Source organism: Pseudoduganella sp. GW821-FHT12E03 (assembly GCF_058807115.1).
The window spans coordinates 506408-528558 of sequence record NZ_JBXAQJ010000005.1; the positions used below are offsets into that span (position 1 = coordinate 506408).

Below are 22151 nucleotides of genomic sequence, written 5' to 3' on the forward strand. Positions count from 1 at the left end.
GCCATCCCCATGATTAATGAAGCGCGCAGGTGGGGGGCGATGTTCCCTGGATCAGGCGTACTTGCCGAGGTAATCAAGCTTCCCGATCTTGACACCCTGCGCCCGCAAAATGTCGTACGCCGTGGTCACGTGGAAGTAAAAGTTCGGCAGCACAAACGTCAACAGATAATCCTGCCCGGTAAACGTCTGGCTGAACGGTCCAAACGTCAGCGTGATTTCACGCTCCTCGCTGCCCGCAAACTGCTTGTCGTTGACGCTCTTGAGGAAGGCCACCGTGTTGGCGATCCGTTCCTGCAACTGCTGGAACGAAGCTTCGTCATCGTCGAATTTGGGGGCGTCAATGCCGCACAGGCGGGCGACGCAGAATTTAGCGGTGTCGCTGACGCGCTGGATTTGCGCGGTCAGGGGCATCATGTCTTCGGCCAGACGGGCGCCCAGTAAAACGTCCGGCACGATGCCGTGGGCCGCAGCGTGTTCCTCGCCTTTGGCCAGCACTGCGGACAGCACATTCAGTGCGCGCAGGAAGGCGGGAACGGAAACCTGGAACATGGTCAGGGACATGATGGGAACTCCAGAGGTTGGCGTGTCCTTATCTTACACCGCTCAGCTGAGAGTGAAGCACTGGGCAGTCCCCTCCCACATCCTGTCTGGCTAACTGTCTGCAAACCTTGTCTTTTTTTGTCTGATTCCTCCCCCTATTGAACCTTTTTCAAAAACACAGGTCAAAAGGAGCTGGATCAGACAGAAAAAGACAGGAGGCCAGAATGTTTACCAGACTGACCGTGGAGATACCCCACACCCTGCTCCTCGAATTACTGGAGCATTTGAAAACCCGTCGTGACCAGTGCAATGTTGATCGGGCCACGGTGGACGCGCTGCGGTGCTGGCTGCTGGCGCAGACCGGCAAGGCACCAGTAGAACCCGGCGTTCGCGGCTACCAGTGGAAAATGCTGTTCCTGCCCGAAGGCACCTGCCTGCGCCCGTGGAGCTATGGCGAACACAATTATGCTCGCGTGGTCGGCGATGAAATCATCTGTGATGGACGCTCCGTCACGCCCAACCAGTTCGCACGCTCACTGGCCCGCACTGAACGCAATGCATGGCGCGACTTATACATTAAACGGCCGGAAGATAAAAACTGGCAAATTGCCAGCCGTCTGCGCAAACAATTACTGGCAGAAGCAGCAAACAACAAGCTTAATGGCGTGCCATTGGCTGCTGCCAGAAAGACCGCAGACAGCCAGGCATCTGCGAAAACGGCGGAGCCCCGCTGTACCGGCCCCGCCAGCACCGCGCAGGCAATAGGGGCCTGCGCGCGGGACTTGTTACGACACCCGCACCACCATCAGCGCCGCCCGCAACCCGATCCGCACATCCGGATTCGGGAACACCACCAGTTCTTCCGGATGTTCAACCCGGTACACCGTATCGCCATCGCGGGCGATTTCGTCGCCCTGTTTCAGCGGCGTGAAGTTCCACGTCTCGCGGCCGAAGGCCATCGTGAACGCATCGCTCAATTTGATGACCTGGCGCGCCGTGTTGTACACATTCGGCTGACGTGCATCGCCCTGCGCCGCCTTGCCGCGCAACAGCGCATCGAGCGCCCGCGACGCATCGTCAAACTGTTCCAGGTTGTTCTGGCCCAAGGTGCCGATGCGGCCCAGTTCCACCGTGGTGCCGGCCGCGCCGTGGTGCTCCGCCGAGTAATAGCTGTAGGTACCCACCGACTTCGGATTCATGATGACGGCGCCCACACCGGCCTTCCCCAGCCAGGAAATCAGCCGGGTGCGGGCTTTATCCTCGATCAGTTCCGGCACGATGGCAAACGCCGGATAGTGCGACGGGCGGATCGCCGTGTGCAAATCCAGGTGCCAGCGCTGCGGACCGGCGTTGACGAAGAAATCATCCGTCACCGCGATCATTTCATCGGCCCGCGCCGCTTCCGCCGTACCGGCCAGGGTACCGCGCTCGGTGCGGAACATGCGGTTCAAGTCCGCATCGATGAAGCGCTTGCCGGCACGGATCGCGCCGATATTGCCGACGCAAAGCATCAAATCCACTTTCAGCGCCTGCGGTTCGCGCGACAGCGCGTCCAGCAGGTAAGCCAGGATTTCAATCGGGCCGGTTTCATCGCCATGCACGCCCACCGACACCAGCACCGCGGGGCGCTGGTGGCCGGAATCGCTGTGGATCGTCAGCACGCCATCGGCGGGCTGCGACACATCGAACCCGGCATGGGAAAAACGCTGCGCGACCGCGTTGAAGTCGGCGGTCGCGAAGGCCCGGACGCACTCAGGTAACTGAGCGTCCAGGCCTTCCGGCAGTCGTTGCGGTTGCTGCATATCTTGCTGTACTGCCGTCATACTTTACGCCGCCATAGGAATGCCGTTCACCGCTTCAGACAGCGCCCACACATCCAGCATCGCCTGTTCCAGATCGGTCGATTGCGCGTAGCCCGACAAGCCCAGCGTGTTGGTCACCAGTTCCACCGCCTCGCCGGCATCGTGGCCGTTGGTCGCGCGGCTCAGCACTTGCGTCAACAGGCGCTGCTGGGTACGGCGCAGCGCTTGCTGTGCATAGCTGCGCAGCTGCTCTTGCGAGCGGGTGTGCGCCGGCAGTTTCAGGCCGCGTTCCAAGGTATCGATGCCGGCCTGGCTGCGCAGGGCCATGCCCACTTGCAGGAAGGCTGGCAAATCCATGCCTTGCGGACGTTTCACCGACAGCGCGGCGAACACGAATGCCGCCACGCCTTCGATCGCATCGACGGCTTTCCACGATTGCACGAATTGCGCGCGCAGGCCTGGCGCGGCGGCGTCGGCATCCGACTCCACTTTGGCCGTCATCGATTGCAGCATGGCCGGATCGGCGAACAAACGGGTCAGTTCGGCCAGGCCGGCGCCCGGGTTGTTGGCATGACGCAGCTGGTCGCTTGGCACCGACAGCACGCCTTGCATCACGGCGCGCAGCATGGCGCGGGTGCGGGCATCAACCTTGGTTGCCACGGCGCGCGGCACGTTCAGCGCGTCCGCATCCAGCGTATCGAACACCGGCGCCAGGTTCAGCGCAGTCCATGCCTGCGCCCACGCCAGGATCACGTCGGTTTCATCGACGTTATGTTCGGCAGCCAGTTCACGCAGCATCAGCGGGCCGCAGCGGTTCACTACTTCGTTGGCCAGCATGGTCGACAGGATCGCGTTCGACAGCGGGTGCGCCAGCGGTTTGCGGGTGGCCACCAGTTGCGCCGGGAAGTAGGGACGCAACACGGATTCCGCCCAGCTTTCATCGGTCAGCGGCAAGGCCAGCAACAGGCGCTTGTAGCGGTTCTTCACGTTGGCGATCACCACCGCCAGTTCCGGCGTGGTCAGGCCACGGCCATCGGCCTTGCGGCGCGCCAGTTCCGCCACGGAAGGCAACTGTTCCAGTTCGCGCGACAGCGCGCCCTCTTCTTCCAGGCTGGCGATCAGCGCGGCGTAGCCATCCTGCACGGCGGCATCAAACTGCGCCTGCTGTTCGCGCACCAGCAAACGGGTTTGCTGGGTGTTGTCGCGCAAGACCAGGCGTTCCACTTCCATGGTCATGTCGTTCAACAGCAGGTTACGGTCGGTTTCCGACAGCTGGCCGGCGTTCATTTCCACGTCCAGCCACATCTTGCAGTTCACTTCGTGGTCGGAGCAATCCACACCGGCCGAGTTGTCGATCGCATCGGTGAAGATGCGGCCGCCGGCCAGGGCGAATTCGATACGGCCAGCCTGGGTCGCGCCCAGGTTGCCACCTTCGGACACCACCTTGCAGCGCAGTTCATTGCCGCTGACACGGATATTGTCGTTGGCGCGGTCTTTCACCTGGGCGTGGGTTTCGCTCGATGCCTTGATGTAGGTACCGATACCGCCGTTGTAGAACAAGTCCACCGGCGCCAGCAGGATGCGGTGCATCAGTTCTTCCGGCGTCAGCGCGGTTTCTTCGATATCGAGCGCGGCGCGGATTTCCGGCGACAGTTCGATCGAACGCGCATTGCGCGGGAATACACCGCCACCTTGCGAGATCAGATCCTTGTTGTAGTCTTCCCACGACGAGCGTGGCAGCGCGAACATGCGCTGGCGTTCAGCGAACGACACGGCGGTGTCCGGATTCGGGTCCAGGAAGATGTGGCGATGGTCGAACGCTGCCAGCAGCTTGATCTGGTTGGACAGCAGCACGCCGTTGCCAAACACGTCGCCCGACATGTCGCCCACGCCCACCACGGTGAATGGCGTGGTGTTCATGTCGTGGTCCATCTCGTAGAAGTGGCGCTTCACGGCTTCGAACGCGCCCTTGGCGGTAATGCCCATCTTCTTGTGGTCATAGCCATTCGAACCACCCGATGCGAACGCGTCGCCCAGCCAGAAGCCGCGCTTGACGGCGATGCTGTTGGCGATGTCGGAGAAGGTTGCGGTGCCCTTGTCGGCCGCCACCACCAGGTACGGGTCGTTGCCGTCGTAGCAGATGGTGTCCTGTGGCGACACGATATCGCCCAGCACGCGGTTGTCGGTCACTTCCAGCAGGCTGGCAATGAACAGGCGGTACACGGCTTCGCCTTCGGCCGCCACCACTTCACGGGTCGCGTCTTTCGGCATCATCTTGCACACGAAACCGCCCTTCGCGCCGGCCGGCACGATCACGGCGTTTTTCACCATCTGCGCTTTCACCAGGCCCAGCACTTCGGTGCGGTAGTCTTCCATGCGGTCCGACCAGCGCAAGCCGCCACGGGCGACCGGGCCGCCGCGCAGGTGCACGCCTTCGAAGCGGCGCGAGAACACGTAGATTTCGCGGAACGGACGCGGTTCCGGCACCAGCGCCAGGTTGCTGGTGTCGAACTTGAAGATGATCTTGTCGCCCTGCTGGTCGTTCTGGTAGTAGTTGGTGCGCAGGGTGGCGTTGATCAGGTCAACGTACGCTGCGGCGATTTCTTCGGTATCGGCGTGATTCAGTTTGCCCAGGCCGGCCTTGATTTCCGCCAGCTTGTCTTTCGCGGCGGCGCGGGTGGCTTCATCGTTGGCTGGGTTGAAGCGCTGTTCGAACGCATCGACCAGCGACTTCACCAGGGCCGGCTGCTTGCGCAGGGTTTCCGCCACATAGCGCACCTGGAAGCGGGCGCCGGCCTGGCGCCAATAGCTCATGTACGCGCGCACCAGCTGCACCTGGCGGGTCGACAGGCCACCTTCGATCACCAGGCCATTCAGGCGGCCATCTTCAGCCTCGTTGTTGAACAGCGACGTGACCAGGTCTTGCACCACTTCGGCCACACCAGGCTGCGCCAGTTTGGCGGCGCTGGCGGCGTCCACCAGCAGGCTGGTGACGAAATGGCGCTTGCCATCGGCCATCGCGATCGAATACGTATGTTCGCGGTCGATGGCGACGCCGGCATTGTGCAGCGCCGGCAGGATGGTCGACAGCGATTGCACTTTTTCCACCGAATACATGCGGATGGTGGTGGCAGGGCTTTCCGCGGTGCCCAGTTCCACGCGAGCGGATACATGGGAAACTTCGCGATGACCCTCGGCTTGCGCCAGCAGCACGCCCAGGTCGTGGTACGCCACGGCCGGCGCGGTGGCGGCAACATAATCCACCGGCAAGGTGGCGCACAGCTTGCGCAGCGACGAGCGCTTGCCTTCATCGGCTTCAGCGTCGGACAGCGTGGAGAACGTGTTGTGCCAGCCATCGAGCACCGACAGCAGCGGACGCTGGATATCGCTTTCCAGGTCCAGCGGGTAGCGGGCCGCGTGCGCGATCAGGTAGACGCGGGCCAGCGGGCCATCGGCCACCAGGGTTTGCGTCGACACGTGGGTCGCGCCCGAGCTTTGCTGCAGGGCCTTGGCCAGTGCGTGGGCCACGCTGGCCGAGTAGCGTTCGCGCGGCAGATACACCAGCACGTTCAGGTGGCGGGCGTAGACGTCGCGGCGGGCGAAGACTTTGGTGCGCGGCTGCTTGTACAGCGACACGACTGCGCCGCACACGTCGGCCAGCCATTGCGGCTCCGCTTCCATGGCTTCAGGACGCGGCAGCGATTCCAGGATTTCAACGAATTTCTCTGCGCGGAAGCCTTCCTTGCGCACACCGGCGATTTGCAGCACTTGTGCAATGCGGCCGCGGGCGAATGGCATGCGCGCCAGCGGCGTGATCGATGCCGCACGGGTGAACAGGCCGACGAAGCAATGTTCGCCCAGGATCGCGCCTTGCGCATCCGTGTGGCGCACGCCGATGAAGTCCAGCGCCTGGTCGCGGTGCAGGGTGCCTTCGACGTCGGCTTTGACGATCGACAGCGAGTGCGCGCGCTTGGACAGCGTGTCGAAATCGCCAGGGATATTGGCCAGGCAGGTGCCATACACCGGATGCGCGGTATCCTGCAGCACGCCGATACGGGATGGGACGTCGCGCTCCAGTTCACGCACGCCTGGAATCACTTTGTAGTAGGCGTAGCCGAACGGTTCGAAACCTTCGGTCTTGGCCCAGTCCAGGAAGGCGGCAACTTCCTTGCCTTCGTCGCCGTTCGCGGCGGCCGCTTCAGCGCCTACTTTATCGAACAGGTTTTGCATCGCCACCAGGTCGCGGCGCACGACAGCGGCGTCGCTTGCCACCATCTCGATGCGCGACACCAGCGCGCCCAGAGCGCTGCCTGGCAAGTCTTCCGACAACAATACCAGCACATACGATTCCGCCTTGCCTTCGCCGCCCACGCTGGTCGCCACGCCATCGGCGGTACGGGTCACCGGCAACACGGCATTGAGCACGCCATTGGCGGTCAAACGCTGCTTGCGCAATGCCATCACGATGGAGTCGACCAGGTAAGGCATGTCATCGTTCAGGATCAGCAATGCGGTAGCCATGCCGCCACGGCCATCCGCGTAGCGCAATTTGGCGACTTCGCAACCGGCCGCTTCGCGCTTGGCTGCCTGGGTGAAGCCTTCCCACAGCACGGGAACCAGGCTGTCGGGCGCAACGCCGGACAGGTCTTCTTCATCGATCGCGGCGAGCCAGGCGCCGATCAGTGCGGAAACTTGGCCGCTGTCGGCACTCTTGTTCGCATTGATCAGGTCCAGCGTCTGCTTGCGCAAATCTTGTGGCATTTGTGTCATCGTTGCTTCTCCAATACGTTGTAGGTATTACTGCAGGCCCGGATTAGCTTGTGGCTGGGCCGGCGGTGAATGCTGGTGCGGCGCGGGGGATCACCCCGCAGCCATATTAGGTGTCGAATTCTGCTTCTAAAACGGCTTTAAGGCAACCAAAACCCATCTCACACGTAGGGCGGTTTCCGCCTTGGCGGAAGCCGCCATGCATACGGCGCGGTAACGCATGGCGGCGTTGCTAGCGCAAAACCGCCCTACGGTCCGCGGCGGTTCATCTTAAAACTCGTACAGGCCCGGCAATCCCAAAATCCGGCTCAAGTCTTCCAGCGCGGCGTGCACTTCCAGCGCCAGTTGCGGATCGGCCAGGTCGGATGGCTCCAGGCGGTCGCGGTAATGTTTCTCGACCCAGGCCACCAGGGTCTGGTACAGGGCTTCCGTCATCACGACGCCCTGGTGCATGGCGTTGGCTTCCTCATCCGTCAGCGCCACACGCAGGCGCAGGCACGCCGGGCCGCCGCCATTGCGCATCGACTGGCGCAGGTCGAAATGGATCAGTTCATCGACCGGGCCGCCGGACGCCACCATGGCTTTCAGGTAGCGGTCGACCGCGCCGATTTCCTCGCATTCGTGCGGGATCACCAGCGCCATCTTGCCGTCGGCTTTCGACAGCAGCTGGCTGTTGAACAGGTAGCTCGATACCGCGTCCTGCACCGACACTTCGGCGGTCGGCACGCGGATCGCCTGCAGTTGCGCGCCCACGCCTTCCATCGCGGCTTTCAGGCGCGCCAGGCCGGCCGCTTCGTCGGCGAATGCCTGTTCATGGTGGAACAGCACATTGCCATTACCGACCGCGATCACGTCGTTGTGGAACACGCCCTGGTCGATCACGTCCGGGTTTTGCTGGAGGTAGACGGTGCGCTCGCCAACCAGGCCATGCAGGCGGGCCACCGCTTGCGATGCTTCCAGGGTCTGGCGCGCGGGATAGCGGGTTGGCGCCGGGGCCGATGCGTCAAACTCCACGCGGCCATACACGAACAATTCCACGCCTTCCTTACCGTGCGCGGCGCACAAACGGGTGTGGTTCGCGGCGCCTTCATCGCCAAACGCCGGGGTGCCTGGCAGTGCGTCATGCACGGCGAAGTAGCGTTTGTCGTGGAAGATGGCGCGCAGCGCGCGCGCCGATTGCGGGTGTTCGAACGCGCGGTGCAGCTTGTTGTTCAGGTTCGCCGCGGTGAAGTGCACGCGGCCATCGCCGGTGTCGGCCGACGGGCTGACGGTGGCGGCATTCGCGGTCCACATTGGCGAGGCTGAATAGGCGCAGGCCAGGATCACCGGGGATTCTTTATAGGCCTTGGCGATGATGTCGGCATCGCTGCCGGTGAAACCCAGGCTGCGCAGCAAACGGAAATTCGGACGGTCTTGCGGCGGCAGCAACGCCTGCGCAAAACCGCGCTGCGCCAGCGCGCGCATCTTCGCCAGCCCTTGCAGGGCCGCCTGTTTCGGGTTCGACGCGCTCTTGACGTTGTTGAACGAGGCGACGTTGCCGAACGACAGGCCGGCGTAGTTGTGGGACGGGCCTACCAGGCCATCGAAGTTGTATTCGCGTGCTGGGCGCATGGTTTTTTTCCTCTGCTTTAGAACGTCATGCCTGGCGACAGTTTGGCCGGCATTTCAAGGGTGCTGTTTTCGATCGATGCGACCGGGTAGGCGCAGTAATCGGCGGCGTAATACGCGCTTGGACGGTGGTTGCCGGACTTGCCGGTGCCGCCGAATGGCGCGCTGGACGCCGCGCCCGTGGTCGGACGGTTCCAGTTGACGATCCCGGCGCGGGCCAGCACCTGGTATTTCTTCCACAGCGCTTCATCTTCCGACAGCAGGCCGGACGCCAGGCCGTAGCCGGTATTGTTGGCGGCCTTGATGGCGGCGTCGAAGTCTTTCACGCGGATCACTTGCAACAGCGGGCCAAACCATTCCTCGTCCGGGATGCCAACCGCGCTGGTGGTATCGACGATACCGGCCGAGACGAAGCCCGTGCCTTCCTGCAGCAATTTCATTTCCAGCAGCATCTTGCCGCCCTTGGCGACCATGTCTTGCTGCGCCTGCACCAGGCGCTTGGCGATCGCCGCCGACACGACAGGGCCCATGAAGGGCTGCGGTTCCGCGTCGGATGGGCCCACCACCAGTTTCGAAGCCACCTCGATCATGCGGGCAATGAACGCATCGCCTGCGGCGCCCTCTTGCACGATCATGCGGCGCGCGCAGGTGCAGCGCTGGCCGGCCGAAATGAAGGCCGACGAAATCGCCATGAAGACGGCGGCGTCGACGTTTTTCACGTCCCACACCACCAGCGGGTTATTGCCGCCCATTTCCAGCGCCAGCAGCTTGCCGGTCTGGCCCGCGAACTGGCGGTGCAGCGCGGCGCCGGTCTGGCTGCTGCCAGTGAACAGGACGCCGTCGATTTCCGTATTCTGGCCCAACGCGATACCGGTATCGCGGCCGCCGTTGACCAGGTTGACGACACCGGCGGGAATGCCCGCTTTTTCCCACAGCTGCACGGTTTTCACGGCGGTGCGCGGCGCGTATTCGCTCGGTTTGAACACGATGGTGTTACCGGCGATCAGGGCCGGAACGATATGGCCGTTCGGCAGGTGGCCAGGGAAGTTATAAGGGCCGAACACGCCGAACACGCCATGCGGACGGTGGCGCAGCACGGCGTCGCCGTCGGCGATCTTGTTGCGCGATTCACCGGTGCGGGTGTTGTACGACTGGATCGAGATATCGACCTTGTTGGCCATGGTCGTCACCTCGGTGCGCGCTTCCCACAGTGGCTTGCCCACTTCCTCGGCAATCAGGCGCGCCAGTTCTTCCGCTTCTTCCTTCAGCAAGTCACGGAAACGCGTCACGATGGCGATACGGTCTTCCAGCGACGTCAATGCCCAGCCTTCGAAGGCGGCGCGCGCCGCACTTGCGGCTGCGGCCACATCTTCAGCGGTGGCCTCACGGCTGGACCAGGTCTGGCGGCCATTGGATGGATCGACGGTAACCAGTTCGGCGCCGTGGCCCGCTTGCCATTGACCGTTAATGAAGTTCGAAAGGGATGTGGTAACTGCGTCAGACATTATTCTTCCTCGCGTTGAGAGTCAGGGTACGCACCGTGCTGCCGGGTTTGCAGCGCAGCACTTGCTGTTCTTCCGTGGACAGGTCGATATGCCCATTCACGGTGGCGGCTTCCGACAGGATCATGCGGAAGTCGCGCAAATCGGTATTCGACACCAGGGTCGGTTCCAGTTCAGGGGCGCAGGCGTGCGCCATATCGGTATCCGGATCGACCACGGCCAGCACGCTGTCGCGCACCGCGCGCAATTCGGAGACGCGGCCTTGCAGCACCGGGCCCGCGTCAAAGATATCGACGTAGCCTTCGTAGTGCATGCCTTCCTGCTCCAGCAGGCGGCGCGCCGGCGCGGTGGACTTGTGCACCGCACCCACCACGTCCTGCGCTTCCTGCGGCAGGTAAGCGACATACAAGGGCTGGCGCGGCATCAGCTCGGCGATGAACGATTTCTTGCCGACAGCGGTCAGCGCATCGACGTCATCGAATTCCATCTTGAAGAAGTGGCGGCCCAGGCCTTCGTAGAATGGCGAGCGGCCATTCTCATCCTGGTAGCCACGCATTTCCGCAATCATCTTTTGCGTGAACAAATGCTGGAATTGCGAGATGAACAGGAAGCGGCATTTCGACAGCAGCTTGCCGTTGTTGCCCTTGCGGTAATCCGGCGCCAGGAACAGCGAGCACAGTTCCGAGCTGCCCGTCAGGTCATTCGACAGGTACAGGGTTTCCATGCGCGTAAACACTTTCAGTTCACGGCTGGAGTGCACCAGGGTACCGATGCGGTAGTTGTAAAACGGTTCTTCCAGGCCCACGGCAGCCTTGATCGCGCACACGCCCGCGATGCGCTGGCTGTCCGTGTCTTCCATGACGAACATGTAATCGCGCTTTTCCGGCGCGATGGTTTCCGCAAATGAAGCGCAGGCGATTGCCACACGGTCGCCCAGCATCTTCATGTCGGGCTTCAGGGTGGTCATGCCCGAGCCCACCTGGGTCGCCATCGTGTACAGGGCGTCCAGGTCGTGCTCTTGAATGGCGCGTACTACCAGCATAACGGTCTCTCTTCAGTTTCTCGGTTTTACTTCAGATGCGGACGCAGATCACATCGTCGCCTTCGGCGACCTGCAGCACATCGAGCACTTCCTGCGGCAGCGCGATACTGATGCCGCCTTCGATCGATGGCACGGACACGATCACGGCGCGGAACTGCTGGCCCGCGTTGGCCGCCACCGCGTATTGCACCACCGGCTCGCCGGCGCGCGACGGACGGTACAGCACGGCGCGGCACTGCATCGATTGGGTAATCGTACGCAGCGCATGCTTGTGCGCCTGCAGGATCGGGCCGCCATCGAAAATATCGATGTAGTCATCGGCTTCGAAACCTTCGGACGTCAGCAGGCCGAACGCCAGTTCGCCCGATGGATGGATCTGGCCCATGACGGCTTGCGCCTCGCCCGGCAACAGCGGCACGTACACCGGGTAATGCGGCATCAGTTCGACGATCGCGGTGCGGTTACGGGCGCCGCCGATGGTGCCTTCGGCATCGAGGAAATCCATCTGGAAGAATTTGCGGCCCAGCGCATCCCAGAACGGAGAACCGCCGTTGTCGTCCGTGACCCCGGCCAGCGGCACGAAAAAGCGGTCGGAAAAACGCTGCGGCGCCAGCGCGGCAAACATCAGACGGGCACGCGACAGCAGCGCGGCTTCCGGGCGGTTTTGCACGCGCTCGTCCACATAAAAACTGGACAATTGCGAATACGACGTCAGTTCCGAGCACAGGGTCAGCGCATGGATGCTGTGGCTGATGCCCAGGTCGCGCGACACTTGCTGGATGACGTCATTACGGAACGAGAAATAGGTGCCATTGGAACCGGCTGCGGCGTGGATCGTGGCGGTGCCGACCAGCGACTGGTCAGCCAGTGCTTCCAGCACGAACAGGTACGATTCTTCGCTGGGAATATCGACCTGGGCGCCGAACGACGCGATCGAGGCTTCGACCGCTTGCACGATTTTTTCGCGCGTCTTCGGCAAGGTATGAACACCCGGCATGCTTACCGCAGCCAGCTTTTCCAGCGCCGCGATATCCGCAAGTTCTACCGGACGGACTACATACATGAGAACTCCTTTGTTGTTATCTTACGGACAGGCCGGGTTGTAGTGGCGGGCATGGCGGCTTCAGCGTTGCGGAAACCGCCCTACGGTTCATGGTCCGGCCCCCGCCAAAAAATCGGGGACGTCAACTCCGTAGGGCGGCTTTTACAAAGCCGCCAAGCTCCGCCTGCGGCTTAAGCAGCCGCCTTGAGCCCATCCAGCGCCAAGCGCAAGATGCGGCCCGCCTCATCGATCTGCGCATCGGTCACGATCAGCGCCGGCGCGAAACGCACCACGTCGGTACCGGCGATCAGCATCATCAGGCCCTGTGCTTCAGCGGCTTTCTGGATGTCTTTCGACTTGCCTTTCCACGCATCGGCCACGACCACGCCTTGCAGCAGGCCGGCGCCGCGCACGGACAACAGGATTTCCGGATAGTCCTTGCACAGACCGTTCAGCATCGCCACCAGCTTGGCGGCGGCTTCGTTAACGCGCGCCAGGAAGGCTGGCTGGTTGATGGTATCGACCACGGCCAGCGCCACGGTCGCGGCCAGCGGGTTGCCGCCGTAGGTGGTGCCATGGCTGCCCACGTTCAGGGTGGCTGCCAGTTCATTGGTGGTCAGCATCGCGCCGATCGGGTAGCCGTTGCCCAGCGCCTTGGCCGAAGTCAGGACGTCCGGGGTCACGCCGTAGCCCTGGTAGGCGAACAGGTGGCCGGTACGGCCCATGCCGCATTGCACTTCGTCGAAGATCAGCACGGCGCCGGTCTTGTCGCACAGGTCGCGCAACTCTTGCAGGAATTCCTTGTTGCCCGGTACCACGCCGCCTTCGCCTTGCACCGGCTCGACGATCACCGCGCACACATCATCGGTAATGGCGGCGCGCGCCGCTTCGATGTTGTTGTACTCGATGTGGTTGATCGCTGGCGGCAGCGGCTCGAAACCTTCGGTGTACTTGGCCTGGCCGCCGACGGAGACGGTGAACAGGGTACGGCCGTGGAACGACGAGAAGCACGACACGATACGCGACTTGTGCGCGCCGAACTTGGTGTGGGCGTGCTTGCGCGCCAGTTTCAGGGCGGCTTCGTTGGCTTCCGCGCCGGAGTTGCAGAAGAAAGCGCGGTCGGCGAAGGTGGCTTCGGTCAGCGCCAGCGCCAGGCGCAGCACCGGCTCGTTGGTGTAGCCGTTACCCAGGTGCCACAGGGTGTTGGCTTGCTTGGTCAGGGCTTCCACCAGCACCGGGTTGCAGTGGCCCAGCGAGGCCACGGCGATACCGGACGTGAAGTCCAGGTAATGCTTGCCGTTCTGATCCCACAGGTCCAGGCCCGAAGCACGCACCGGCACCATCGCGGCTGGCGCGTAGGTCGGGACGATCACATCATCAAAAGTCTGCCGGGTGACAGGGCGGGTGGTTACAGAAGAGTCAAGCTTTGCATTCATGGCATTCCCCAAAAGTAGAGATACGGTCCCCATAGCGACGAGGTGTGGTATCCCATTATAAAAAGCGGGATGCTAAAACTCTTTTGCGGATGCGACAAGGTTTTTCATTTTTCAGAAGGTATGCAAAATCCCCGCTTGCAAGCCCTTGATATCTCCCCCCGGCAGCGGCGAGCGCACTTGCGCGCCGGGCGATACAACCGCCGCCCCGCTGAGGAAAAAACTGTTACGCAAGGCTTGCTGCTCCAGCCGCGACAGCGTGCCGTACAAGGTGGTCCTTGTTGACAAAAAATAACGCCCCATCAGGCCCAGTTGTGAGGCATCGCCGTGGCCGGCGCCGCCGGCCCGGTCGCGCAAGCCGGTCCAGCCAATACTGAGCGAGGCTTGCGGACGGAAGCGGTATTGCGCCGAGACCTGGGCAATGCGCGTATCGATCCGGTTAACCAAGGCGCCATCGGTGCGGCGCTCCGCCCCGGCGGAACCATAGACGGTCCAGGCGCCGTTGATCCGGTACGACGCGCCCACGGTGGTGCGTTTGGCGCTTGCATTCAGGGCCGCCGTCCGTACCGCCTGCCAGTTGGCGCCTATATATAAGTCGCCCTGGCTGTATTCCGCGCCGAGGTGCGTATTGCGGTTGGCGGCCCGTTCATCGAGCGGCGCGGCGCCGCCGGTGGCGCCACGGGCCAGCAGCACCTGCACTTTGACGCCATACACTTCGGAAAACAGGCCGATCGCGTTGTCGGCGCGCGGCGGCGCGCCCACCAAATTGTTCCAGCCGGAGGCCTGGGTGCCGCTGGTAAAGGCATCGTATTTGCCGTTCATGATGAATTGCGGCGTGTTTTGCCGGCCCAGGCGGATTTCCCCCATGGTCCCGGCCAACCCGACCCACGCCTGCCGGTTGGCCAGGCGGTTGCCATCGGGCGCGGTGCCGTCGTCGCCATTGAGGCCAATCTCGAGCGTGAAGTTCGCGCTGGTCCCGCCGCCCAGGTCTTCCCTGCCCCGGAAACCCAGGCGGCTGGCCAGCAGGCTGCTGGTATCCATGCGCGTCACGGCGGGCGCGCCATCGGCATGGATGCTGGTGACGAAGGTATCGAGGACGCCATACACGGCGACATTGCTCTGGGAGTAAGCAACGTCGCAGCAGAGCAGCAACAGCGAGGCCAGTACGGGGGGATGGCTGGAATGACGCATGATGCACTCTCTCCTTTTTTATTATCTACCCTGTCAGCTTGCGCTGCCGCTCTTCCCTCGGTGTATTGCCAAACAGCGCGCCAAACGCGGTGGAGAAATGCGAGCCCGATGAAAACCCGCACATCAGTCCCACCTGCACGATCGAGTGATTGGTTTCCAGCAGCAGCTGGCGTGCCCGCTGCAGGCGCAATTCCAGGTAATACCGTGATGGCAGGCTGCCGAGATATTGCTTGAACAAGCGTTCCAGCTGGCGCCGCGACAAGCTCACCAGCCCGGCAATGTCATCGGTGGACAACGGTTCTTCGATATTCGCTTCCATCAGGGTCACCGCTTCCGACAACTTCGGCTGCAGCGCCCCAAAGCGTGCCTGCAAGGCCACCCGCTGCCGTTCTTCCGGCCCGCGCACCTTGTCGATGCACAGCGCTTCCTTGATTTCCGCCTGGACGTTGGCGCCATACAGCGCGTCCACCAGGGTCAGGGCGAAGTCCGCGCTGGCGCCGCCGCCACAGCAGCTCAAATGCGGACCATCGAGTTCATACAGGTTGGGCGCGAGGATGGCGCCCTGGTCGATTTCTTCCGCGTCGCCATACAAATTCCACGGCAGCGCGATGCGCACGCCGCCCATCAGGCCGGCCTGCGCCAGCCACAGCACGCCCGCACCGACGCCGCCCCAGAAAGGCGCGCTGCGGCAACGCTCGATCACGGCGCGCAGTTGCTGCGGCGGCAGCGGCGCTTGCATTTCATCGGCCACCAGCAACCCGATATGCCAGCCTGCATTCATCGGGCCGCCGGCGAGCAATTGCTGCGGCGTGCACACGTCCAGCACCAGCTGCTGCGCCTTGATGCGGGCAGCCAGCCGCAAAGGCTGGATCAGGCCGGCCCAGGTCAGGGTGTCCGCCTCGCCCGCATTCACCAGCAACACGCGCAGCGGCTGCTCCTGGGCCAGGTGGGACAAATTTGCAAACGACATCGGCGATACGATCGTGGTTATTCGGGAGCGAGGACAGTCGGCGGACGCGCTGTGCTCCACTGACTGGCTATCATACCGGAGATCATCAATGCCGCGCCCAGCAAGCCGCTCCACGCCAACGTTTCCCCCAGCCAGAAATAGGCAAAGATGGCCGCACAGCCCGGCTCGAACGCGTACATGACGGCTGCTTCATTGGCTGTGCTGTGGCTCTGGCCCCACGTTTGCAGTGAAATGATGGCGGCGGTCGCCACCACGCCCAGGTACAGCAAATTCGCCTGGTACATCTGCAATCCCTTGGCAATGTATTCCCAGTAGTCGCCGATATCCTGCGGTCCCGCCACGTCGCCACGCGGCATTTCACGCAAGGCGATCCACAGCGCCGCGCACACGGCCACCGTGAATACTTGCGCCGCCGTCAGCGACATCAGGCGCTCCGCCTTGCGGGTCTGCACTTCCATCAGCTTGACGTACAGGCCAAAGGTCAGTGCAGCCATCAACGCCAGGGTATCGCCTTTGCCCCACGTGAAGCTGCCATCCCAGCACAGCGCGAACAAACCGGCCAGCGCCAGCAACAGCGCCACCACGATGCGGCGCTCCGGCAACTTGCCGATGAAAATGCCCAGCAGCGGCGGCACCAGCACATTCAGCCCGCACACGAACGCATTGCGGTTCGACGTGGTCAAGGCAAGCCCCTCGACCTGGAACAGGTAGCAAAAGAACAGCAGCACGCCGCTGATGGCGCCATAACGTAAATCGGTCGCCGATGACCGCAGCAGGAATGGCGACAGCAGCAGGCTGGCGATACTGAAACGGACCACCACGATCCAGTTGGCGGACAGGTAATCCGTCATGTCTTTCATGGCGGGGAAGGTCGTCCCCCACACGATGGTGACGACGAACAGGGCAAGAATGCCGCGGAAATGAGCTGTCATGGTCATTTTGACTATATGCGTGAACCGCATATAGTACCGTGGCTGCGTCCTTGACGTACTGTCATCGTTACGGGACGCTATAATCAAACTCTATGGGCGAACGATATTTGAAGAGTATCCGGCTGCTGGCCGAATGCATGCAGGGCTTTGAGCGCCTGTCGGGTGAGCACGTGCGACAGTGCGGACTGACCCATGCCCAATTCGACATCATTGCCACCCTGGGGAACACGGAAGGCATGTCATACAAGGACCTGGGCGACAAAACCCTGATTACCAAGGGTACGCTGACGGGCGTGATCGAACGACTGGAACAAAAAGGCCTGGTCGAACGCGAACGCAGCCTCGATGACAAGCGCTCGTGGTTTATCCGCCTGACGCCGCAGGGCGACCGGGTGTTCCGCGACGTGTTTCCCCAAGTTGTATCGAAAGGCGGCGCCGTGTTTGCGCACTTTACTGAAGATGATTTCGCCGCCCTTGAAAAAACGTTGTCCGGCCTGAAGCAAGTGATCACGGCCGGCAGCGACCGCTAATCCCAGACACTCAAGAACATTTAAAAAACCTATGTCCCTGAAAACCACCCTGATCCCCGGCGTCGCGGCGCCTGACTTCGACAAGCAAATCACGACCAACCTGTTGCTGGACCACGTCACTCCGGACGAAGTGCGCCAGCAAAAACTGTTGATCGGCATCCGCAACGATGATGGCGATATTTACCGTTTGATCGGCGCCACCAAGCACAACAGCTTTACCAACGCCATCGAAGAATTGTTCGACCTGGACCTGGCCGATGAGTTGCAGGATACCGAAGGCACGCAGGAAGGCTGCGACGCCATCTTCAGCGCGGCGGAATAAACCCGCCCTGCGCTTTTTAGGCGCATAATTTTGCGGAAAATTTCAGCAAAGTGTGTCACAATGGATTAATTCCACAGGGCAACATTCTGGACGATTTCGCAATGACTCGACTGGCCGCCTTCAAGCACATTTCCGCGCAGGCTGCGCGGGGGGAACTTGCGTTCCCGACCAATGTGACGGCCTCGCTGAAATTGCAGCGGGCGCTCAACGATCCCGATTGCCATTCCGATACGGCCGTCAAACTGATCCAGGCCGATCCGCTGATGGCGGCCCGCACGGTCGCCATCGCCAATTCCGTCGCCTACAACCGTTCCGGCACGCCAATTTCCGGCGTGCGTCCGGCCGTCCAGCGCCTGGGTGTGCGCACCTTGCAATCGCTGGTGGCATCGCTGATCGTGCGCCAGCTGGGCAGCACTATTACCGACCCCGTGTTGAAAACCATGACGTCGCAACTGTGGGAGCACACGGCCCATGTGGCGGCGCTGGCCCAGGTGATTGCGCGCCGCGTCACCCACGTCGATCCCGATACCGCGCTGTTTACCGGCATCGTGCATGAAGTAGGCGGCTTTTACATGCTGTCGCGCGCCCAGGAATTCCCCGGCATCCTGGACGGCCACCCGGAAGACTGGGTTGAACATGGCGAAGTGGAAATCGGCCGCGGCGTGCTGCGCAAGCTGAACGTGCCGGAAGCCGTGATGAATTCCGTGGAAGCCATGTGGGAAGGCTTGCGGGCGCTACCGCCGGAAAATCTCGGCGACACCCTGCTGCTGGCCAACGACTTGGCGCCCGTCCCCTCCCCCCTGCACCAGCCGCCCGGCGCCACCACGCGCGCGGGCGCCCGCACCATTGATTTCGTAGTGGGCGATGGCACGCTGGACGACATCCTGCGCGAGTCGGAAGAAGAAGTGAAATCGCTGATTGCGGTGCTGATGCTGTAGTCCTGGCAGCTATTAGTAGCCCAGCTCTACAGGCCATATTTGTGCGATGCAATAACGTTAGTCGGTTTGGTGATATATTAAAACCAATCTCAACTAACATACCTTCAAGCAATGATCGCCGCTCCGCAAGTCGATAGCCTCAATCTCGTCCTCCCTTCCGAACCGTTGCTGATGATGGGCGCCGGCCCCGTGCCAATCCCGCACAGTGTCGCGCAAGCCAACTCCATCGTCATCAACCACCTGGGCGACACCATGGCCAAGGTGATCCACCAGATGAAGGAAATGGCGCGCTATGTGTTCCAGACTGAATCGCGCTGGATCCTCGGCGTGGCGGGTCCGGGTTCGGCGGCGATGGAAATGAGCGTGGCCAACCTGGTATACCCGGGCACGCGCGTACTGAGCGTGTGCAACGGCTACTTCGGCAAGCGCTTTGCGGAAATGGCGACCCGTATCGGCGGCGTGGTGGAAATCGTCAACGTACCCGATGGCGCAGCCGCCCAAATTGAGGTTGTGCGCGAACACCTGGAACGCTTCAAGCCGGAAGTGCTGACCATCGCGCAGGGTGAAACCTCGTCCACCGTGTTCAACCGCCACCTGCCGCAAATCACGCGCATGGCGGCCGAATATGGCTGCTATGTGATTGTCGATGCCGTGTGCACCTTGAGCACGATGCCGTGCGAAATGGATAACTGGAAAATCGACGCCGTGGTGTCGGGCGGCCAGAAAGGCTTGTCGTCGATTCCCGGCGTGTCGCTGATCGCGTTTTCCGAGCGGGCCTGGGACCGCATCAGCTCCCGTACCGCCACGCCGCCACACTGGTGCCTGGACGCCAAACTGGCGGAAAACTTCTGGCACAACGCGTCCTACCACTACACTGCGCCGGTGTCCGGCATCCTGGCGCTGCATGAAGCACTGCACCTGGTGTGCAAGGAAACCCTGGAAGGCCGTTTCGAGCGCCACCTGCGCTGCTCGCTGGGCTTGCAGCGCGGTATCGAGGCGATGGGCCTGAAACTGTTTGCACCGACGGAATCGCGCTTGAATTCCGTGGTCGGCATCAATGTCCCGGAAGGCGTCAAAGGCGCGGACATCTGCAAGCAAATTTCGCTGAAATACCGGGTGGAGATCGCCGGCTCGTTCGGTTTGAATATCGTGCGCATCGGCCAGATGGGCGAACAGTGCCGCGAACACAACCTGTTCCGCACCCTGCACGCGCTGGGCTCGACCATGAAAGACCTGGGCTTTGACGCCGACGTGGCGTCCGGCGTGGCGGAACTGGAGCGCGGACTGCAGGGCAACCACTGACAATCGCTAAATCGGCAGCCGGTGATCCGCTTTGTGCTGGCGGATCACAAACAGGGAACGGTACGACTTTACGTTGCTGTCAGCCGCCAGGTGTTCTTGCGCAAAGCCGGAAAACTCGGCCATGTCGCGCACCACCACATGCAGCAGGAAATCGCTGTCGCCAGCGATTTCGCTGCAGCTCAATACATTCCTCAGCGGCTGCATGCGCCGCGCAAACGCCTGCACTGCCGCTGCCGAGTGGTTGTGCAGCGCTACTTCCGCATGACAATGCAAACCCAGTCCCAGCTTCAGTGCATCGACCACGATGGTGTCGTGGCGCAGCACACCGGCTTTGCGCAGCGTACGGATACGGCGCAGGCAAGTCGGCGCTGACATCCCAACCTTTTCCGCCAGTGCCCTGACCGTTTGCTGGTTGTCTTCTTGTAGCAGCCGCAGCAAGGCACGGTCCAGCTCATCCACATTCACTGTCATCCGGCGCTTTCTCATGAAACAAATGCGAAGAATGATAACTGAATTGTTTCCTCTGATACATCGGAATCCCGGACAATACCCCCCACCCCGCCATGATTGAAAAGGACTGGAATTGATCAAATCGTCGACCCGCGCCGTGGCCTTGCTGCTTTGCTGCGCTGCGCCAGTGCATGCGGAAAGTGTGCCGGACCTGGCAGACCGGCTGTTCGCGCCATGGCACAAGGACACCACGCCCGGCTGTTCGCTGGCGGTTGCCCAGGCGGGTCAACCGGTATTCCAGCGCGCCTACGGACTGGCAAACCTGGAAACCCGCACGCCGAACACCCCGGAAACCGTATTTGAATCCGGTTCAATCGCCAAGCAATTCACCGCCGCCGCGATCCTGTTGCTGGTGCAGGACGGCAAACTGGCGCTGTCTGACGATATCCGCAAGTACTTGCCGGAGATGCCGGATTATGGCGCGCGCATTACCGTGGACCACTTGCTGATGCACACCAGCGGCTTGCGCGACTGGGGCAGCATCGCCGACCTGGAAGGATGGCCGCGGGGCACGCGCGCCGTCACCATGGAGCAGGCGCTCAGTATGGTGGCGCGCCAGCGCGCCTTGAATTTCCAGCCCGGCGAACGCTATTCGTACACCAATACCGGCTACGTGCTGGCAGCCCTCATCGTGCAGCGCGTGTCAGGCCTGTCCCTGGCGGAATGGACCCGCCAGCGCCTGTTCCTCCCGCTGGGCATGCACCAGACGCAATGGCGCGACAATTTCCGGCGGGTGGTCGCGAACCGGGCCGTCGCCTACAGCCGTACCGACGCAGGCTATGAGCAAGACATGCCGTTCGAAGACGTGTACGGGCATGGCGGCATGCTGACCACGGCAGCCGACCTGCTGGCCTGGAATGACGCGCTGGCCCGCAACTTGGCCAGCCCCGCCCTTGCCGGCCAGTTGGCGCAAAAACCGCCGCTGCCCGCCGGCCAGGCCAGCCACTATGGACGCGGCCTGTCATTGCTGGCGTATCGCGGCACGGCGGAACTGTCGCACGACGGCGCCACGGCGGGCTATCGCACCTGGCTGGCGCGCTTTCCTGAACATGGCTTGTCGATCGCCGTGCTGTGCAACAGCGCCGATGCGCATGCGGCCCGGCTGGGACGCGCGCTGGCGCAGGGCATCCTGCGATTGCCCGCCACCGCACCGGATGAGGCAACGGACTTGCCGGTGGCATCCGATATGGCGGCGTATGCCGGCGGTTATTACAACGAGCTCAATGGCAGCCCGGTACAACTGGCGTGGCGCGATGGCGTACTGGCGCTGTCAAACGGCACACCGCTGCGCGCGCAGGGTGGGCGACGGTTCGCGGTGGGGAGCGGGACGTTTACCTTTGCCGGCGCTGACGCCTTTGTGGCGCAGTCGGCATCCACGGAACCGGTGCGCTACCGCAGGATGGCCAAGGCGCAGTCTGCGCCGGCGGCATTGCAAGCCTACACGGGCACGTACCGCAGCGATGAAGCGCAGGCGGCATACCAAGTCGCCAGCGACCATGGCCAGTTGGTGTTGCGGCATGCAAGCCGGCCGGAATATGTGTTCCGGCTGGCGCCGCTGGCATCCGATACCTTCGGCGCCGGGAATATCGTGGTGCGCTTCCAGCGCGACGGCAAGCAGCGCGTAACAGGCGCCAGTGTTTCAACCGATCGCCTGTTCGGCATGGCGTTCACACGGATGCGTTGATCGAAGGGCGCCTTGCAGGCGGACCGCATGCAAGGC

17 protein-coding genes are annotated in these 22151 nt (G+C 62.5%); 5 read left to right on the forward strand and 12 right to left on the reverse strand.

The annotated features are described in order from the left end of the window. Positions 1-51: 51 nt before the first annotated feature. The 11 genes from AC1RRC_RS15795 to AC1RRC_RS15845 all read right to left on the reverse strand — a co-directional run bounded on the left by AC1RRC_RS15795 (position 52) and on the right by AC1RRC_RS15845 (position 16829). Entirely contained in the window at positions 52-561 is a 510-nt protein-coding gene (locus AC1RRC_RS15795) for a DUF1993 domain-containing protein (protein WP_493056450.1), read from the reverse strand. 764 nt (positions 562-1325) lie between these two features. Then, entirely contained in the window at positions 1326-2342 is a 1017-nt protein-coding gene (locus AC1RRC_RS15800) for a succinylglutamate desuccinylase (protein WP_493056518.1), read from the reverse strand. Positions 2343-2366: 24 nt separating this feature from the next. Then, positions 2367-7112: an NAD-glutamate dehydrogenase domain-containing protein gene (locus tag AC1RRC_RS15805; RefSeq protein ID WP_493056451.1), complete on the reverse strand. Its 4746-nt coding sequence runs from the start codon at positions 7110-7112 to the stop codon at positions 2367-2369. Between the two features lie 267 nt (positions 7113-7379). Further along, positions 7380-8720, reverse strand: a complete 1341-nt coding sequence (gene astB / locus AC1RRC_RS15810; RefSeq protein WP_493056452.1) for an N-succinylarginine dihydrolase — start codon at positions 8718-8720, stop codon at positions 7380-7382. A 17-nt stretch (positions 8721-8737) separates the two neighbouring features. After that, positions 8738-10222, reverse strand: coding sequence for a succinylglutamate-semialdehyde dehydrogenase (astD, locus tag AC1RRC_RS15815; RefSeq protein ID WP_493056453.1), 1485 nt, complete (start codon positions 10220-10222; stop codon positions 8738-8740). Next, on the reverse strand, positions 10215-11261 hold the full coding sequence (gene astA / locus AC1RRC_RS15820; protein WP_493056454.1) for an arginine N-succinyltransferase: 1047 nt from the start codon (positions 11259-11261) through the stop codon (positions 10215-10217). The genes astD and astA overlap by 8 nt, the downstream gene beginning before the upstream one ends. 31 nt (positions 11262-11292) lie before the next feature. After that, positions 11293-12324 carry an arginine N-succinyltransferase gene (locus tag AC1RRC_RS15825; protein ID WP_493056455.1) on the reverse strand — a complete coding sequence of 344 codons (1032 nt, stop codon included), beginning with the start codon at positions 12322-12324 and terminating at the stop codon, positions 11293-11295. Between the two features lie 170 nt (positions 12325-12494). Beyond that, on the reverse strand, positions 12495-13739 hold the full coding sequence (locus tag AC1RRC_RS15830; RefSeq protein WP_493056456.1) for an acetylornithine/succinyldiaminopimelate transaminase: 1245 nt from the start codon (positions 13737-13739) through the stop codon (positions 12495-12497). A 111-nt stretch (positions 13740-13850) separates the two neighbouring features. Then, positions 13851-14927, reverse strand: coding sequence for a porin (locus AC1RRC_RS15835; RefSeq protein ID WP_493056457.1), 1077 nt, complete (start codon positions 14925-14927; stop codon positions 13851-13853). A 25-nt stretch (positions 14928-14952) separates the two neighbouring features. Then, complete coding sequence (locus AC1RRC_RS15840) at positions 14953-15897, reverse strand: GlxA family transcriptional regulator (protein WP_493056458.1); 945 nt, start codon at positions 15895-15897, stop codon at positions 14953-14955. Positions 15898-15914: 17 nt separating this feature from the next. After that, positions 15915-16829, reverse strand: a complete 915-nt coding sequence (locus AC1RRC_RS15845; protein WP_493056459.1) for a DMT family transporter — start codon at positions 16827-16829, stop codon at positions 15915-15917. Positions 16830-16921: 92 nt separating this feature from the next. Between AC1RRC_RS15845 and AC1RRC_RS15850 the strand changes: the two genes are divergently transcribed. From AC1RRC_RS15850 to AC1RRC_RS15865, 4 genes are all read left to right on the forward strand, one after another. After that, positions 16922-17359, forward strand: a complete 438-nt coding sequence (locus AC1RRC_RS15850; protein WP_493056460.1) for a MarR family winged helix-turn-helix transcriptional regulator — start codon at positions 16922-16924, stop codon at positions 17357-17359. Positions 17360-17390: 31 nt separating this feature from the next. Next, complete coding sequence (locus AC1RRC_RS15855) at positions 17391-17681, forward strand: hypothetical protein (protein WP_493056461.1); 291 nt, start codon at positions 17391-17393, stop codon at positions 17679-17681. Positions 17682-17782: 101 nt separating this feature from the next. Continuing rightward, positions 17783-18619 (forward strand): HDOD domain-containing protein, encoded by an 837-nt coding sequence (locus tag AC1RRC_RS15860; protein ID WP_493056462.1) that lies wholly within the window; start codon positions 17783-17785, stop codon positions 18617-18619. A 111-nt stretch (positions 18620-18730) separates the two neighbouring features. After that, positions 18731-19921, forward strand: coding sequence for a pyridoxal-phosphate-dependent aminotransferase family protein (locus AC1RRC_RS15865; protein ID WP_493056463.1), 1191 nt, complete (start codon positions 18731-18733; stop codon positions 19919-19921). Between the two features lie 6 nt (positions 19922-19927). On the opposite strand, the gene AC1RRC_RS15870 is transcribed toward AC1RRC_RS15865, so the two are convergent. After that, positions 19928-20392 carry an Lrp/AsnC family transcriptional regulator gene (locus tag AC1RRC_RS15870; RefSeq protein ID WP_493056464.1) on the reverse strand — a complete coding sequence of 155 codons (465 nt, stop codon included), beginning with the start codon at positions 20390-20392 and terminating at the stop codon, positions 19928-19930. A 112-nt stretch (positions 20393-20504) separates the two neighbouring features. Here AC1RRC_RS15870 and AC1RRC_RS15875 point away from each other — a divergent pair, with 112 nt between their 5' ends. Further along, entirely contained in the window at positions 20505-22115 is a 1611-nt protein-coding gene (locus AC1RRC_RS15875; RefSeq protein WP_493056465.1) for a serine hydrolase domain-containing protein, read from the forward strand. Positions 22116-22151 lie beyond the last annotated feature (36 nt).